Raw genomic sequence first — 15,397 nt, 5'->3', positions numbered from 1 at the left:
TGCCGACTTTGAAGAGCCGCCGATCCGCCCGACCGGGACACCACTCGACGTACGACAGGAGCCCCCGTGAACAGCCCCCAACGGATGACGTTCCCGTCCCCGTCCAGGTCGTCCGTCTATGCCTTCGTCGAGGACCTGCGCGCCGAAGGCTCGGACGCCGTCCTCGACCGGATCCTGGGAACGTACGGCTGCGACACGGTCACCGTCGCCGCCGCCTACCATCGCGCCCGCGACGTCACTCCGCACGGCCCCGCCCGCGTCACCCTGCGCCAGGACGGTGTCCACTTCATGCCGCCGGCCGACCTGTTCGACGGTGTCCGCCTGATCCCGCCCGTGCAGTCCGGCGCCGACGAGGAGCCCCTGCGCGAGGTTCGCCGGCGCACCAGCGACAGAGGCGCGGCCCTGCACGGCTGGACGGTCTTCCTGCACAACACCACCCTCGGCCTCGCCCACCCCGACGTCACCCAGGAGAACTGTTTCGGTGACCGTGGCGCCCCGGCCGACCTGTGTCCCGCCCACCCGGACGTACGGGCCTACGCCGTCGCCCTGGCCCGCGCGGTGGCCCGCCAAGGCGTGGACGCGGTGGTCGCCGAGTCCCTCCACTTCGGGACCTTCGGACACGGCTACCACCACGAGCGCAGCTTCGTCCCCCTCGGCCCGCTGGAGGAGTTCCTGCTGGGCCTGTGCTTCTGCCCGCACTGCGCCCGGCGCGCCGAGACCGCGGGAGTGGAGTCCGCAACGGCCCGCAACGAGGCGGCACGGGCCGTAGGCCGGGTGCTGGACGGCGCGGATCCGCTGCCAGGGCCCCTCACCCCGGATGCACTGGCCGGACAGGTGGGTGAGGCGGTCGCCGCGTACGTCCGAACCCGCCACACCACCGTCACCTCCCTGGCGGCGACAGTGGCGGACGCCGTGGAGGCCGAGGGATCGGAGCTGGTCTTCCTCGACCTGACCGGCGCGGTCAAGGGCTACGCCGACGGCCTGCCGACCGGCGCGCTCGCGGCCGACGAAGCCTGGAGGATCGGCGTGGACCCGGCGGCCGTCGGCGCCGCCGTCCCCGGCTACGCCGTGCTCGCCTACGCGCGCGACCCCGCCCGGACCGCCGCGGACACGGTCGCCTACCGCACGGCCCTGCCCGACGCCTGCACCCTGCGTGCCGTCATGCGTCCGGGCGCCCCCGACACCGCGTCCGCCGAAGCCCTGGCGGCCAGGACACAGGCGGCCTCCGGCCCCGGCGGCGCGGACGCGGTGGATTTCTACCACTACGGCCTGTTCCCGTTCCCGGTACTCGACCGCATTCCCACCGCACTGAAACAACTCGGCTGACGGAACATCCGCCCCCGGCGCCCACCGCGGCCGGCCGGGGCGGCGACGGGGTTGACGAGGTTGACGAGGTTCAGCAGCCCATGGCCCACACGTGGGAGTCGCCGCGGTCGTTGGCGGTGGCGTTGTGGCGAACCCCGTCGCCGGGGCGAAGGCAGATCGTCATGTCGCCGCCGGTGGACGGGAACTGGATGGCTTCCTCGTAGACCTTGATGTGGTCCTTGACGCCGGGGCCGGAGATCCCATGGTTCGCCCACGAGGAGTCCTCGTCGGCGATCCAGTTCTCCTACCATTCGTCGTGGCCCGAGGCGTTCACTGCCCATTGAAGTCGACGTCCGTCCAGACACAGAAGGTGCCGCTCGGACAGTCCACGGCCGAGGCGGGCGTGGCAGTTGCCAGGCTCGCTCCGACGGTGAGCAGGGCGGCGGCGAGGAGGGCGACGGGCTGCTTCATGAGGTGGGCCTTTCCTTGCGTGCTGCGGTGAGTTCGTGGTGGTCGGCGGTGAGCAGTGCCCTCGCCTCGGCGAGTGCGTGCGCGCGCAGGTCCCGGTAGTCGGCGCGGTCCTGGGACAAGGCTTTGGTCTTGACGTTGTTGACGGTCGTCGCCACCCGGAACCAGCGGCGCTGGTCTCCGTGGAGGCGGCGCTCCGCGGCCGCCAGGCAGCCGTCGGTGTGGTGCCCGATGACGTGCCCGCCGGGCAGCGTGAGCGCAGCAGTTGGGCGGCCTTGAGCGTGTCGGCCGGGCTGAGCGAGACGGCCGGTTCGCGCGGCGCGCCGCAGCCGGAGAGGCCGGCGAGCGCGGCCGTCAGACAGATCGTGGTGAGCTGGGCGGTGAGATGTGCGCGCCCCGTGGTACTCACCCTGGCTCGCAGCCGGCGTGCCGTGTGGTGTCGATCGCGTCGAGCTTGTTCCACCACTCCCAGTTCTCGGAGTGGTCCCCGCCCCGGATCGTGCGCTGCAGGCAGCGTCCCTGGCTGGGGAAATGGAGGGCGGTACGCCGTCGTGTCGACCTGAGAGCTGAACGACTTGGCGTGCCGGTGCACATGGTCGGCGGGCACGGCGAACCCGCCGGGCGCGGAGTTACCGCAGCCGTTGCCCGTGCGCCCAATGCGCCCACGGCGCACGAGAGGGTCTGGTGCGCGAGCCCGCGCACAACCTCCCGGCGAGAATCCGGCCTCGCTGGGGCGACGAGGTTCGGCCAGATGATGCGTCCGACGGATCTGGCTGAACTTCGCGGTGGCTACGTAGGTGCCCCGGGCATCTAATGAAGATCGGTAAGAGGAACCTTCGCTTGCGAGGTCATCGATGACGGAACCGGTCGCTTTCCCCCAGGACCGCACCTGCCCCTACCACCCGCCCACCGCCTACGAGCCGATGGCACGGCCCCTCTCTCGGGTGGCCCTGTTCGACGGCCGCGAGGTCTGGGTGGTCACCGGCCATTCCGTGGCCCGCGAACTGCTGGTCGACCAGCGCCTGTCGTCCGAGCGCGACCGCCATGGATTCCCCATTCCCACCGCGCGTTTCGCCGGGATCCGGGACCGCCGCGCGGCACTGCTCGGCGTGGACGACCCCAAGCACAACACCCAACGGCGGCTGCTGATCCCGAGCTTCACACTCAAGCGGACGGCTGCGCTTCGGCCACAGATCCAGCAGACCGTCGACCGGCTGCTCGACGCGATGGTGGCACAGGGGCCGCCGGCCGAGTTGGTGAGCGCCTTCGCGCTGCCCGTGCCGTCGATGGTGATCTGCGCGCTGCTCGGCGTCCCGTATGAGGACCATGACTTCTTCGAGGCGCAGTCCCGCAGGCTGCTGCGCGGCCCACAGGCCGCCGACACCTTGGACGCGCGCGACCAACTCGAGGCGTACTTCGGCACGTTGATCGACCGCAAACAGAAGGAGCCCGGCGACGGACTGCTCGACGAGCTGATCCACGAGCAGCTGCGCGAAGGGACAGTTGACCGGGCCGAGCTGGTCGCCCTGGCAACGATTCTGCTGGTCGCCGGCCACGAGACGACGGCGAACATGATCTCGCTCGGCACCTTCACGCTGCTTCGCCACCCGGAGCGGCTGGCCGAACTGCGCACCGAGCCCGCCCTGATTCCGACCGCGGTGGAGGAGCTGCTGCGCTTTCTGTCCATCGCCGACGGGCTGCTGCGGGTGGCCACCGAGGACATCGAGATCGCCGGTACGACGATCCGGGCCGACGAGGGGGTCGTCTTCTCGACGTCCGTCATCAACCGCGACGCCAACGCCTTCGCGGAGCCCGACACGTTGGACTGGCACCGCTCGCCCCGTCATCACGTCGCGTTCGGCTTCGGCATCCACCAGTGCCTCGGGCAGAACCTGGCCCGGGCCGAGATGGAGATCGCGCTGCGGACGCTCTTCGACCGGCTGCCCGGTCTGAGTCTGGCGGCCCCCGCGGACGAGATTCCCTTCAAGCCGGGCGACACGGTTCAGGGAATGCTCGAACTGCCCGTGACCTGGTAGAGGATAGCCGTCATGCACATCAAGATCGACAGGGATTCCTGCATCGGCGCGGGCCAGTGCGCCCTGACCGCACCAGGCGTGTTCACCCAGGACGACGACGGTTTCAGTGAGGTGCTCCCGGGCCGGGAAGACGGCGGCGGCGATCCGCTCCTGCGGGAGGCCGCCCGCGCCTGTCCGGTCGGAGCGATCACTGTTTCCGAAGGGTAAGGCTGTTTCCGAACCCTTGTGCTGCTACAACCGCGCGGTCGGCGGTCGGCGGTCGGCGGTCGGCCCTGGCCCGCGCACGGGAATGCCTCCGGGGCCGGCTTCGCGTATCCAAGATCGCAGGACACGAGCAACTCCGTGAAGAACTGAAGTTCCGGTTGCCTCGCCTGCGCGACCTGCCAGTATCGGCGAGTCGGCGATGCACCTGGTGCAGGGTCACCTCACGGTGATGATCTCAGGGCGGGCCCGGAGCCCCTCGAGGTATTGAAGGGCCTCGTCGGGATCGGTGCAGTGCCTGGCGGGTCGCGCGGGCACGACGTCGTTGTCGAAGGAGATGATCACGCCGAAGGGGTCGAAGACGAAGGCTTCGACGCACGGCTTGTTTCGCTCTGCGCCGAGATTGAGCTGATGCTCGGGCGGATCCTGATTCCTGACGGAGCGAAACTTTTCCAGTCTCGGGTTGTTGACTCACACGGGGATGTCCAGGGCTTTGCGCACCGCGTGAGTGACGAGCGCAGTGGTGGAGGGTGCGATGGGGGCGGCCGTCAGGTTGTTCTTCGCGAGCGCAAGGGCGAAGTGGTCGCTCACTTCCCGAGGGCAGTTTCCGGCCCCATGACCACGACCGGTTTCTTGGTCGGGTCCAGCCAGCGCAGCAGTTCCTTCATCCGGCCTTTCGACAGTGCTATGCAGCCGTGGGTCGGGCCGCCGTGGTCCAGATGGATCCAGATGCCGCCGCCTTTGGCTGTGCCCAACGGCCGGCCCCGGTCCAGTGGGGTGGTGTGTGGGATGCGGTTGTAGTTGATGGCCACCACATAGTCGAAGGATCCGTCCAGTGATTCGCCCTCGAAGCCGGTGCCGCTCACAGTGAAGGCGGACTCCTGTTCGTAAGGGAGCCGTGTGCCCGGATCGGGCAGCCGCCCTCCCGCGTCGGTGAGGCCGTACACACCGATCGGCGAGCGGAGGTCGCCCTGCCTGTGGTCCTCGGTCCAGCCGCGCAGAGCGTTGCGTGCGCGCCAGGGGCCGGAGGCGGTGCGCCAGCCCTGGACAGGGTCACGCTCATAGAGCATGACGGTGGCCTGGTGGGAGTTCCTGCTGCCGCCGGTCACCACGACTGCCTGCCGGTTGGCGGTCGTGAGCCGGGCGCGGATCTTGGGGCCGAGCGCGGGTATTTCCATGGGCCGGATGATGTGCGGCTGGGGTGCGGGCCTTCCGGTGCTGCCTGCCGCCCCTCCTGCGGCGCTCACCGTTCGTCTGGGCACGGCAGACGCGCCGTCGCCGGCGCCCGACCAGACGTTGAGCAGCAGACCGGCGCCCACCAGTGCGGCGATGGCCGGCAGCGGCGCTATGTGGGGCGACATATACGGACCCTTCGAAGGAATCCCCCCTGCCACTTGGGACGCTAAGGGCCTCCCGTGGGGATCGACGCGCGCTGTTGCGCCGATCGGGACGAATATCGATCTTTTGGCCGACTGTCTGAGGCCACGGTCGCCGAGGGCACGCACCCGGGGCACCGGCGGGCGGCCGCGCTGCATCACGCCGGTCACCAGCTGTACGACCGGCACAGCCATTTGCGGTTCGATGTGGCTGGGATACTTCGGTTCTGTGACTTCTTCAGAGCTGGCTCGCCAGATCCATGCCGCTTCTCACCTGACCGGCGATTTCGTGCTCCGTTCGGGGCGCAGGGCCACCGAGTACTTCGACAAGTACCGCTTCGAAGGCGACCCCGTCCTTCTTGACTCCATCGCGCGGGAGATGGTCCCTCTCGTGCCGGCGGGCACGGAGGTGTTGGCCGGCCTCGAGATGGGTGGGATTCCGGTGGTGACCGCGCTCGGTCGACACACCGGTCTGCCTTGTGCGTTCGTACGCAAGCACGCCAAGGAGTACGGAACGTGCCGCCTGGCTGAGGGTGCCGACATTGCCGGGCGCCGGGTATTGGTCGTGGAAGACGTGGTCACCAGTGGTGGTCAGATTGTGCTGTCCACTGCCGAGTTGCGTGCTCTGGGCGCGGACGTCCGCGAGGCTCTGTGCGTCATTGACCGTCTGCAAGGTGGGGCCGAGGCCCTGGCAGCCGAGAGGATCAGCCTGCTGTCACTTTTGACTGCGGATGACCTGAGAGCGGCAGCTTGACGGTCAGCTGATCTGCGGTTCCGCCAGCAACACCACCCGGTCGGACTCGACATCGAACCCCAGCCCCGGATGGCTCTGGTCCCAGTCGCCCTCGGGCGTCAGCACCGCCGGCTTGCCCCAGGCCGCGACAGCGCCTCCCCGGCACGCGGTAGCGGCATGACCACGCCGCCTTCGGGACATCCCTCCCACTCAAGATCGAAGAAGCTGGCGACCCCGATGGCCACTCAGAAAGGAAGCACTCCCTGCGGATTGGGGTCAGTGCCGTTCCGGATCGAACTCCAGCACCTGCGTGAGCCGGATGTTGTTGCCCGACGGGTCGCGGAACGATGTGTCGATCCCGTACGGCTGCGCCGTCGGCGGGTCGTTGAACTCAACGCCATGGGCGGACAGTTCGTCATACGCGGCCTCGCAGTCGTCGGTCTCCAGGAACAGCGTGCCGCCCGCACCCTTAGCCACCAGATCCGACAGCTGGGCACTGCTCGCCTCGTCCAGCATCGGCTGCGCCGGTACCGGCATCAGCACCAGCGCCGGACCCTCCCCGCCGGGCGGGGCGACGCACAGCCACCGGAAGCTCCATGCCTCCATCGTCACGTCCGCCCGGACCTCCCAGCCGAGTTTCCTGGTGTAGAAGTCAAGCGCCTCGTCCTGGTCGTGCACCCAGAACTGCGCATTGGCGATCTTGATCGTCGTCATGGTCGCTCCTCGGTCGGTTGCCTGGAATCGACGCTAGGCAGCCGACAACGCCGTGTCTTCTCGAAACGTGCGGTTTCGTGGCCGACCGTAGGTCATCGCCACACAGCGGGGGATGCGCACATGCCGTGCGGCGGGCGGGAGCGCCGCACGGTACGCCTGCGGGGTCATCCCGTACATCCTCCGGAAACTCGTCGTGAACGAACCGATGCTCCGCACACCGACGGCGACGCCGATCGCGGCCACCGTCCAGTCGGTCGCAAGCAGCAGGGCGGCAGCCCGCTCCAGGCGACGGGTCAGCAGGTACTGGTGCGGCGATTCGCCGAACGCGGCCTTGAAGCGGCGGCTGAAGTGGGCAGGGGACAGCGCGGCGGCCGCGGCCATGTCGGCCACAGTGAGTGCCTCGGGGTACCGGGCGTCCGCTAGATCCCTGGCGCGGAGCAGATGACGAGCGATCGGAATATGGGTCACGGGACCCATTGTGAGGTCACCGGGACCCGCCGCTCCCGGAAGTCTCGGTGGCCGACCTGGGGCATCCTGTGGCGACCGCCTGGGGTGGTTCCGGTCCTGCTGTATATCGCGGTTCGCGCTCGTGAGGCTCGCCTGGTGCGGTTATGTCCAGTGACTGTGCTGACCACCCGGTCACCGTCATGCGCCAACCGCGCCCATGCCAGTCGGGTCGTAGGCCGGCCGGCGCACCATGAACACGTCCACCGGATCCTCGGTCTCGAGGGTGAACCCGTGCCGCTCGTACAGCCGTCGGGCCGGACTGCCCTGCAGCACGTTCAACCGAACAGGGACGCCGCTTCGGTCGCACCGCTCCAGCAGGTCGCGCAGCACGCCCGAACCGATACCGCTGCCCTGAAGATGCGGGGCCAGGTAGAAGTGCTCCAGCCAGTGAGCGTCCTCGGCCCGGCGCAGCGCCACGCAGCCGGCGAACGCGCCGCCCACCTCGATGACCCAGGTGTGCGCCGGATCGAACTCGTCCCGCAGCCGCTTCCGCACCCGCTCCTCGTCGTACCGCCCGAGCCGTTCCAGATCCGCCCGCAACACCACGGCACGCAACTCTGCCACTGCCGCGACGTCCGACACCGACGCCGGCCGCATACCCCAGTCCACCACGGTCGCCACGCTACCGCGCAGGGCACCTCCCGGTTTCGTTGATCCTCTGACTCCACGAAACCACACGGTGATCACTTGTCGGACAGGCCGTAGGCGCCGACCTGCTGGGCGGCCACGCGCAGGCGCTTGCCCCGCCTGCCCGTCACGAACTTGACCGGGATCAGCACCGCCCACCACAACTTCGCCCCTGTCGGGGAGACGAAGGCGAGCGGCACGGCGGCGGCGAAGACCAGCACCGTTGACGCCAGATCGGACACATCGTTGCGCGCGATGGGATCGGGCAGCGCCGCACTACCCAGCCAAGGGCGCTTCCAGATGGCGATCATCAGCGCGAGTTGTGTGGCCCCCATGGCCGCGACGGCGCCGGAGTAAACGGCCACCGACTGCGACAGGTCCCCGTACTCGGCCAGCAAAGTCGTGGGGAAGGGCATCATGGCAATCATCCCCAGGCTCAGCAGCCCGAGCTGGGTGACCGTCCCATCCACCTCCCGCGCGTACCGGAAGATCTGGTGGTGGCCCCGCCAGAACGCTGTGATTCATGGAGCGGGCCTACCTGGGCGGGTCCGAGGCTTTCTCCCGGACCCGCCCGCCCGCCCCGTCCAGCCCCGTCCAGCCCCGTCCAGCCCCGTCCCGCCCCGGCCCGTACGAGAACCGCCTCTCAGGCGTGCGTCGCGGTTATCCGGGGCCGTTCACTCGGTCGCAGGCGAAGCCGGGAACCCGCCAGTGGATCGCGTCCCGCGTGCGTGGGCCGTAGACCCCATCGGCGGTCTGCCCCTCGTCGGACTGAGCGCGCCGCAGCGCTGCCTGGGTGCCGGCCCCGAAGATCCCGTCCTTGACGAGGTTCTCCCCGTAGCAGTCGTTCAGGGCTGACTGCAGTGCCTTCACGGCGCTCCCGTTGTTGCCGCGCGCGAGCAGGCAGCTGACGTTCCCGCCCGCAGAGGGAATCGTCGCGGTGAATCCGTGAACCGTGGTGTACGAGATTGCGGTGTTGCAGGTCGGGGTCGCGGCATGGGCCGTGCCTGTCCCGACTGCGGTGACTGATGCGGCGGCAGTGGCGAGCGCAGCCAGGCCGAGTGCCAATCGACGCATACTCAAGGATCTCTCCCGTCCACTCAGTTGATGGTCATCAGCCAGTACCAGGTGTTGGGTCCGACCACCCCGTCGACGGAGAGGCCGGCGTTCCCCTGGAAGGTCCGGACGTAGCGCTTGGTGGTGGGACCGAAGATGCCGTCGATGAAGCCCGGCCCGGGAGCTCCGAGATGGGAGGACAGCAGTTCCTGGGCGTAGCGCACACAGGCGCCGGTGCTGCCCTGGCGCAGGTAGACGTTGGGGATCTTGAGGGTTGCCACGTCGCTGCTCGGGCGGTAGATGCGCGTGCCGACTTGGTTCACGCAGTCCGAGCGGCTCGAGGCGGCGGTGTAGGTCGTCGCGGCGGGGTCGGCGGCGGGCCGATCGCCGGCTTGAGCCGGCGCGGCCGTGGCGCCGAGGGTGAGCGCGGTTCCGAGTGCGGCGGTCGCCAGCGCATGGCGAAGACGCATGAGAGCTCCTTGTGTCGGATGGTGTAGGTCGGGAGACATACGCCGACCTGGGGCGTGCCCCGACAGACCGGTCGGGCTCCACAAAGCGTGCCGACAGCGACCCGACCACCACAACAGAACCGGCTGTCCCGGACAGGCCTGCCACTGTCCGGCCTGGTCGGCGTCCTGTCCGGGACACGCCCGACCCGATGCCATGGGTGTCAGCGACCGTCCTCGAAGGACCTCCAGCACTGTCGGGACGGCAACTTCGAAGGCGTCGACATCGAACTGGCCACGATGCGCGGAGCCGTCGCGCGGTAACTACTCGTTGCTGGTGATGGTGGGTACCGCGCTCGGCGAGGGCGCCGGTTCAAAGCGGAAGACCTGCCCCGCGTCGCCGGAACCGCAGGGAAGCTGGAGCACCGGCGCCCATGTGTCCTTGGAGGCGCCGGGCACCGAGACGCAGGCGTTGGTGTGCAGTGGCAGGAGGCGATAATCGTTGGCTCCGGCCGGCTTCAGACGGAAGCGTTCGGAGTTTCCACGGTGCCCGCAGTAGTCGTCCATCATCCGGGCGCCCTTCTTGGTACTGCCGTTGTCCACGCCCAGGCAGCCGTAGCCGAAGACCGGGTGCAGGGAACGGATCCGGTACACCCCTTCCCCCTGCTCCTCCAGGGCGTAGGTCGGACTGCTGCTGCCGCAATCGGCCTGGTACACGTAGCCCGCCTCGTCGCCGTCGCGCTCAGAGAGGCACAGTGACGACACGAGCGAGCGGATCCGGTACGTCCCCGCCACCGGCGACGCCGAGTCGCGTGCCGCTCCCGGTTTTTCCTTGCCGTAGTCCGTGGCCGCCAATGTGAAGTACCCGCCGCCCAGCAGGGCCAGTAACGCGAGTGCCGCTCCGAGCAGTCGCTTGTGTGAGCCGAGCAGCCGACCCGGCCAGCGGGATGTCCAAGGCTTGGCGGCTCCGGCAGCCGGACTCTCTTGACCGGCATGAGATTTATGGGCGGCAAGGGGGAGTAACTCGGCCGCCGGCAGCGGTGCGTCGCGGAGCGGCTCGTGCGCCGACCGGTGCGCCGACTGGTGCCCAGGTTCGGGTCCTACCCCGTCTTCCTGTGCTGTGCGGGCTCTTGGAACGCCTGCGGCGACGATCCGGTGGCGCGACTCCAGCCATGCCTCTGTGTTCTGCTCCTCTCCACAGGCACGCAGGAACACCACCAACGTCTCCACCCGCGGCAGAGCACCGTGACGCAGTACGTCGGCCAGAGTGCTGCGCGGCAATACCTCACCCCGCGCGGCCGCACACTCCTCCAACTGCCGGAAAGACAGGCCCGACCGTTCCTTCAGCTTCCGCAGCAGAGCGACGAACTCCGCCGCATCCCGGGCCTCTTGCGGCGCCACATGCTCCCGTTCCTGTTCCCCCATGCGCCACATCCTCGTTGGTGGCACGGCGCACAGCAATGGCCATTTCCAGCCCTGTGCACAAGCCTCGGCGTAAATCCGGACACCTCCTGACCAGGCCGGACACTGGTGAGGGTGTCCGGGACAGCCCGCAGTTGTTGCCCCACCTGATCCACGCCAGCAAGCTCTGTCCCACCTGGCCGCCACAGGCACCAGTCCAGAAGTGCGGCCAACTCGTGGGGCCGAGCCCCGCCGTCCTGCCTCCCGCACAGTCCCGCACCTGCCGCCCGAAGGCGGTCCGCATGAACGAATCACCCCCATCGCCAGGACAGAGACCGAGTCGACGCAGCCTCATCGCGGGCGTCGCCTCCGCGCCTCGGCGCCAGGCGGCAAGCCCAAGAGCAGGCGTGTATCGCAAACACCCACTCATGACGGAGGGAGAACCCAATGATTTGGCGTGAGAGACAACTGGGCAAGGCGACTGCGGCATGCGTCGCCGGACTGATGGCCTGCGCATCACTGCTGCTGTCGGCGCCGCAGGCCAGCGCGCGGACGATCTGCTACGACGACGTCGACACTGTTCCCAACAAGTACGGGCAGACAGGCGGTTCGGGGCGCGCCAGCTTCTGCTACGACGACGCCACGGGCTACTTCGAGACGAACACTGGCCAAAACTGGGTGAAGGACCACGTCAACGGCGATGGCGTCGCTGCCCGTCTGGTGCTCGTCTACGAACGTCCCGGCGGGCCACGGCAAGTGGAGGTGAGGAAGACGGACACCGTGAGCACTCCCGGAGCCACCAGCTGGGCCTGGTCGGGCTACTTCGACTACGTCGGCGCGTATGTCTGCCTCGGACACTCCCAGCCGGGCACTGGCAGCTACTGCAACCTCCTGTACGACACGACGGGTTTCTCCGAGGGAGGCTGATCACCCCTTCGACCTGGCTCCCATGCGACGAGGGGAGAATCTGCTCGACACAGATCTGCCACGTCCTCTGCAGCGGTGGTCGTCCTAACGCTCAACTGCGAGGACGCTGGGGGTGCGGGGACGCGGGGGAGGGGGCGGAGGGGGATCCGCTCGGCCGGGGTTTGGTGATCGTTCCAGCCCCGGCCGAGCGGGCTTCGGGCAGTTTCGCCGCGGCCCGGGAACGGCAGATGCCCGTCGCCGAGATTGCCTTTCGTCCCCATCTTCGAGTTCTCGCGGCCTACGCTCCTGCATGCCACGACGCAACATCGGCCACACCATCCCAAGAAGCAGGGCAGGCAGCGAGGGGGCGTCGTCGGCCGACGCACGCGAGGTGGATTTTGGTGCTCAGTCCGCCTCGGGATCGGCCGAGGCTGTGATCGTCCAGTTGGCCCTGCCGTTGCTTCCCCTCTATGCCCGCGCCGGTGCGGCAGCGGCGGAAGCGGGTACGCACCGTCTTCCACTGACCCGTAGCGTTCCGGCGGGTCACGCCAGAAGATCCCCGTACGGATCTTGTAGTCCATTGCGATATATCGCACCACCATGATCTACCGTCCGGTGATCTTTGAAGGCGGACCCTAGTTCTCGCAGCCCAACGGATGCGCCGGTGCGGTGACGGTCGGTCGCTCCGGCCGTCACCAAGCCGGTCGTCGGGCCGTGCCGTGGATCCGACGCGGTCTACGGACGGGCAAGAGATATCCGCAGCAACTTTATTGTCTTGCGTTTCAAATATATTGCTTTCCGGGTGACTTTTCCCGCGAGACTCTTCCGGTACGACTTATTCCGCAGGTTAATGAACGCCCGACCCCCCGTCATGGGGGGTGACGCGGAAGAGGTGGGGGAATGGTACGTCAGTGCGATGCCGCTCATTGCAGCGGAGCCGATCAGGAACTCAACGAGATCTGCAAGCTGGAAGGATGGTCGGTAAATCATCCGGTCCTGACCAGGGACAGCATGGGGCCGTGTTACTGCTCCTGCTCGTGTCTCGCCTTCGGAACCATGGTCCAGGACGGCGGCGGTGGCTTCAAAGGCATAGAGACCTATGTCGAGGGGGACACGGTGCTGGCCGCGGGAACGGCGCTCGACTGGGCGCCGCAGACCGTCGTGTTCAGTGGTGGTACGACCGGTGCCTCGCGTCAGAAGTACACGGTTCTGGTGCTCTACGGAGACACCGCCCTGGCCGTGACCAGCGATCATCTCTTCCTGCTCGCAGACGAGCAGCAGACCCTGAAGCGGGCCGACCGGCTGACGACCGACGACCGTCTCGTGTCGCCGTCAGGGCGCCCCGTCCCGGTCCGGGGTGTACACATCGGCGACTACCTGGCAGGATTCCACCACATCGCGGCGGGCTCCAAGGAACCGCCTCGGGAGAATCTCGAAAACCACCTGCTCAACACCAACGGTGTGGTGAGTGCCGACTATGTCGTGCAGATCATGGCCCGCAGGACGGACATCGCCGGGTTCAACGTGAAGGACCACGTTGACATGCCGATCGTGGGTTCCACCGAATACATCGAAATCCACGGTCGTGACTGTCTGACCGCACCGTCGTTCGAAGCGGGATTCGACGATAAGTCGCCTATCCGGGCAGCCGGATTCAACGCGCCGGATCTGGAAACACCCGAGTACACTTTCGTGCCCGCAGAGGCCACCGTGGTGCACATTCCGGACGGCGCGTGCAGCTTCCTGTCGCCGGAGGAGGCGGAAGCGAAACGCCAGTCACCGAAACGCCCGTTCAACGACCCGATGTCGCGTGAGTGGACGGAGGCCCTGATCCAGCAGCACAAGACCTTCTACCCCGACGTCGTCTACAGCCTGGACTGGGCCAGCGACGAGGTCAACGCGTACGCCTGGGTGGACAACAACGTCCGCCATGTGTCCCTCAAGGGCGGCCTGGTGCGCGACCAGGACCTGGAACTGGAGGGCATCTCGGTGGTGCTGGCCCACGAACTCGCCCACCACTACGGCGGTGTGCCGTCCTTCCCGAGCGGGCTGTCCTGCGAAGGACAAGCCGACTACCGAGGGGTCCGGAACATCATGCGCAAGGTCTGGTTCGGCGACTCCTACATCGACACCACCGACGCCGGGATTGCCCAGATGGCCAACTTCTTCGGAGTACCGGACGACTCCAACCCGCCGTCCGGTAACGCCGGCTGCGGTCACCCGCCGGGCCGGTGCCGGGTCGCTACCTATCACGCTGCGGTGAGCCTGAGCGGCAAGCCCGCCTGCGCGGGCTGATCCGCACCCCGCGTGCCACTCCGCCGCGCGCGGACCGGAGCGTTGAGCACAGTTCTGGTCCGCGCGTCGGTGCAGACGCCGTAACCCGTCGACCCCGAGGAAGGCCATGGACACCCCGGACCCGACCAACCTCCCCGCGCGGCGGGAGGAGATCGCCCTGAAACTGGGACTGGCATCCGAACGTGTGACGGATTCCGTCATCGAGCAGATAGCGGACGACCCCCTGTTCTTGCACCATCTCGAACTCTGCAAGGACCAACCGGAGATGCTCGACATGCTGCTCGGTGAGAGCAACGACAGGAACGGCGGCAAAGCCGGCATCGGGCTGTCCGCGTCACCACAACGGCCGCCCGCTCCCGGCAACGCGGAGCTGCTCGGCCGGGCGGGCGCGGCGCTCGGGCGGTGGATCGCCTCGGGATTCGGTCGCGTCACGGACGACGAGTACCGCGCACGGCTGGCCACCTGCGGAGAGTGTGAGCATCTGACCGTACCGCCGCGCGCGGGCTTCTACCGGCTGATGGGAGCCACCGACGAGAAGACCGTGTGCGGGCTGTGCGGCTGTGATACCCGCCGCAAGGCATGGCTTGCCACCGAGCAGTGCCCGGACCACCGGTGGAAGGCGGCAACTGGATGACCGCGGAGCGGACGGTGGAGGAACCGGTGCGCGTGGTCGACAACGGCATCCGGAGTTTCATTCCGCCCACCTACTGCTTCGAACTACGAAACGAGGCCGGTGGGATCGTCGCGACCGTCTCTCAGGTCGTCATGACGGACAGCACACTGACCGACTTCGGCTTGCTCGCGGCATTGCGACGGGACGACGCGCAGGTCGTGGGCAGCATCACATCCTACGACCCAGGGGCCAGCGCGAGACGCCCCGGAGCCCGCTTCACTGTCACGCGTGTCATCGCTCCCTGAGGAACGCACCTCCTCGGATCGCCACCAGATATGAGAAGACCGCCACCTCCTATGAGGTGGCGGTCACCCTCGCATCGTTCCCTGCCTGGCAGGGGGCCCGCGTCGCGTACGAAGGGGATCAGCAGGTCCGCCCGACGTAGTACGCACCGTCGATCTTGCTGGCCGAGCCGAGCCAGGAAACACCGGGACCCACGCACCTCTCGTAGTTCGGGCCCCACACCTCCACCTCGATGACGACGCGCGAGCCGTCGCCCGTGCAGTGGTTGTAGTACGCGTCGCTGCCCGTCTCGTAGAACCCACAGGGGTTGGCGGCCGCAGTTGCCGTTGCGCCCGGGACCAGCGCAAGGGCACTGCTGACGGCCACGGCGGCGAGGACGGTGGGCAGGAAGCGGCGGACGCTCATGAACTTCT

19 protein-coding genes and 1 pseudogene are annotated in these 15,397 nt (G+C 68.1%); 8 read left to right on the top strand and 12 right to left on the bottom strand.

Features of this window, described 5'->3' with window-relative positions; translation table 11 throughout:
• The first annotated feature begins 66 nt into the window (after positions 1-66).
• Positions 67-1,326, top strand: a complete 1,260-nt coding sequence (locus tag FE633_RS47200; protein WP_171059958.1) for a DUF1152 domain-containing protein — start codon at positions 67-69, stop codon at positions 1,324-1,326.
• Positions 1,327-1,396: 70 nt separating this feature from the next.
• On the opposite strand, the pseudogene FE633_RS15020 reads toward FE633_RS47200, so the two are convergent.
• Together FE633_RS15020 and FE633_RS47195 are read right to left on the bottom strand one after the other, a co-directional pair.
• Positions 1,397-1,776 (bottom strand): annotated as a pseudogene (locus FE633_RS15020) (peptidase inhibitor family I36 protein).
• The gene (locus FE633_RS47195) at positions 1,773-1,931 is read right to left on the bottom strand and encodes a hypothetical protein (RefSeq protein ID WP_171059957.1); all 159 of its coding nucleotides are present in this window, start codon (positions 1,929-1,931) and stop codon (positions 1,773-1,775) included. The pseudogene FE633_RS15020 and the gene FE633_RS47195 overlap by 4 nt, the downstream one beginning before the upstream one ends.
• 696 nt (positions 1,932-2,627) lie before the next feature.
• On the opposite strand from FE633_RS47195, the gene FE633_RS15015 reads away from it, so the two are divergent.
• Both FE633_RS15015 and FE633_RS15010 read left to right on the top strand, forming a co-directional pair.
• Entirely contained in the window at positions 2,628-3,809 is a 1,182-nt protein-coding gene (locus FE633_RS15015) for a cytochrome P450 (protein WP_138045628.1), read from the top strand.
• Between the two features lie 12 nt (positions 3,810-3,821).
• Entirely contained in the window at positions 3,822-4,016 is a 195-nt protein-coding gene (locus FE633_RS15010) for a ferredoxin (protein ID WP_138045627.1), read from the top strand.
• A 581-nt stretch (positions 4,017-4,597) separates the two neighbouring features.
• Here FE633_RS15010 and FE633_RS15005 read toward each other — a convergent pair.
• On the bottom strand, positions 4,598-5,371 hold the full coding sequence (locus tag FE633_RS15005; protein WP_138045626.1) for a L,D-transpeptidase family protein: 774 nt from the start codon (positions 5,369-5,371) through the stop codon (positions 4,598-4,600).
• Positions 5,372-5,615: 244 nt separating this feature from the next.
• Here FE633_RS15005 and pyrE point away from each other — a divergent pair, with 244 nt between their 5' ends.
• Positions 5,616-6,140, top strand: coding sequence for an orotate phosphoribosyltransferase (pyrE, locus tag FE633_RS15000; RefSeq protein ID WP_138045625.1), 525 nt, complete (start codon positions 5,616-5,618; stop codon positions 6,138-6,140).
• Between the two features lie 3 nt (positions 6,141-6,143).
• On the opposite strand, the gene FE633_RS14995 is transcribed toward pyrE, so the two are convergent.
• The 8 genes from FE633_RS14995 to FE633_RS48370 form a co-directional block, all read right to left on the bottom strand.
• Entirely contained in the window at positions 6,144-6,320 is a 177-nt protein-coding gene (locus FE633_RS14995; RefSeq protein WP_246113631.1) for a hypothetical protein, read from the bottom strand.
• A 75-nt stretch (positions 6,321-6,395) separates the two neighbouring features.
• Positions 6,396-6,833 (bottom strand): VOC family protein, encoded by a 438-nt coding sequence (locus FE633_RS14990; RefSeq protein ID WP_138045624.1) that lies wholly within the window; start codon positions 6,831-6,833, stop codon positions 6,396-6,398.
• Between the two features lie 33 nt (positions 6,834-6,866).
• Positions 6,867-7,310: a helix-turn-helix transcriptional regulator gene (locus FE633_RS14985; protein WP_138045623.1), complete on the bottom strand. Its 444-nt coding sequence runs from the start codon at positions 7,308-7,310 to the stop codon at positions 6,867-6,869.
• A gap of 168 nt (positions 7,311-7,478) precedes the next feature.
• Positions 7,479-7,952: a GNAT family N-acetyltransferase gene (locus FE633_RS14980; RefSeq protein ID WP_138045711.1), complete on the bottom strand. Its 474-nt coding sequence runs from the start codon at positions 7,950-7,952 to the stop codon at positions 7,479-7,481.
• 71 nt (positions 7,953-8,023) lie between these two features.
• Complete coding sequence (locus FE633_RS14975) at positions 8,024-8,437, bottom strand: hypothetical protein (protein ID WP_246113617.1); 414 nt, start codon at positions 8,435-8,437, stop codon at positions 8,024-8,026.
• Between the two features lie 190 nt (positions 8,438-8,627).
• Entirely contained in the window at positions 8,628-9,041 is a 414-nt protein-coding gene (locus FE633_RS14970; RefSeq protein ID WP_246113626.1) for a peptidoglycan-binding domain-containing protein, read from the bottom strand.
• Between the two features lie 23 nt (positions 9,042-9,064).
• Entirely contained in the window at positions 9,065-9,490 is a 426-nt protein-coding gene (locus tag FE633_RS14965; protein ID WP_246113616.1) for a peptidoglycan-binding domain-containing protein, read from the bottom strand.
• Positions 9,491-9,790: 300 nt separating this feature from the next.
• On the bottom strand, positions 9,791-10,891 hold the full coding sequence (locus FE633_RS48370) for an RICIN domain-containing protein (protein ID WP_138045621.1): 1,101 nt from the start codon (positions 10,889-10,891) through the stop codon (positions 9,791-9,793).
• Positions 10,892-11,314: 423 nt separating this feature from the next.
• On the opposite strand from FE633_RS48370, the gene FE633_RS14955 reads away from it, so the two are divergent.
• From FE633_RS14955 to FE633_RS14935, 4 genes are all read left to right on the top strand, one after another.
• On the top strand, positions 11,315-11,794 hold the full coding sequence (locus FE633_RS14955) for a hypothetical protein (protein WP_138045620.1): 480 nt from the start codon (positions 11,315-11,317) through the stop codon (positions 11,792-11,794).
• 1,035 nt (positions 11,795-12,829) lie between these two features.
• A complete protein-coding gene (locus FE633_RS14945) occupies positions 12,830-14,068 on the top strand; it encodes a Hint domain-containing protein (RefSeq protein ID WP_138045619.1) in 1,239 nt (412 codons plus the stop codon).
• Positions 14,069-14,174: 106 nt separating this feature from the next.
• A complete protein-coding gene (locus FE633_RS14940; protein WP_138045618.1) occupies positions 14,175-14,702 on the top strand; it encodes a hypothetical protein in 528 nt (175 codons plus the stop codon).
• The gene (locus FE633_RS14935) at positions 14,699-14,986 is read left to right on the top strand and encodes a hypothetical protein (protein WP_138045617.1); all 288 of its coding nucleotides are present in this window, start codon (positions 14,699-14,701) and stop codon (positions 14,984-14,986) included. Before FE633_RS14940 ends, FE633_RS14935 begins: the two co-directional genes overlap by 4 nt.
• A 118-nt stretch (positions 14,987-15,104) precedes the next feature.
• Here the strand turns inward: FE633_RS14935 and FE633_RS14930 are convergent, their stop codons facing one another.
• Positions 15,105-15,389: a DUF6355 family natural product biosynthesis protein gene (locus FE633_RS14930; protein WP_138045616.1), complete on the bottom strand. Its 285-nt coding sequence runs from the start codon at positions 15,387-15,389 to the stop codon at positions 15,105-15,107.
• Between the last annotated feature and the right edge of the window lie 8 nt (positions 15,390-15,397).

The organism is Streptomyces montanus (assembly GCF_005786655.1).
In the GTDB taxonomy this organism is placed as follows: domain Bacteria; phylum Actinomycetota; class Actinomycetes; order Streptomycetales; family Streptomycetaceae; genus Streptomyces; species Streptomyces sporangiiformans.
This window is presented reverse-complemented; position numbering and strand designations above follow the sequence as displayed.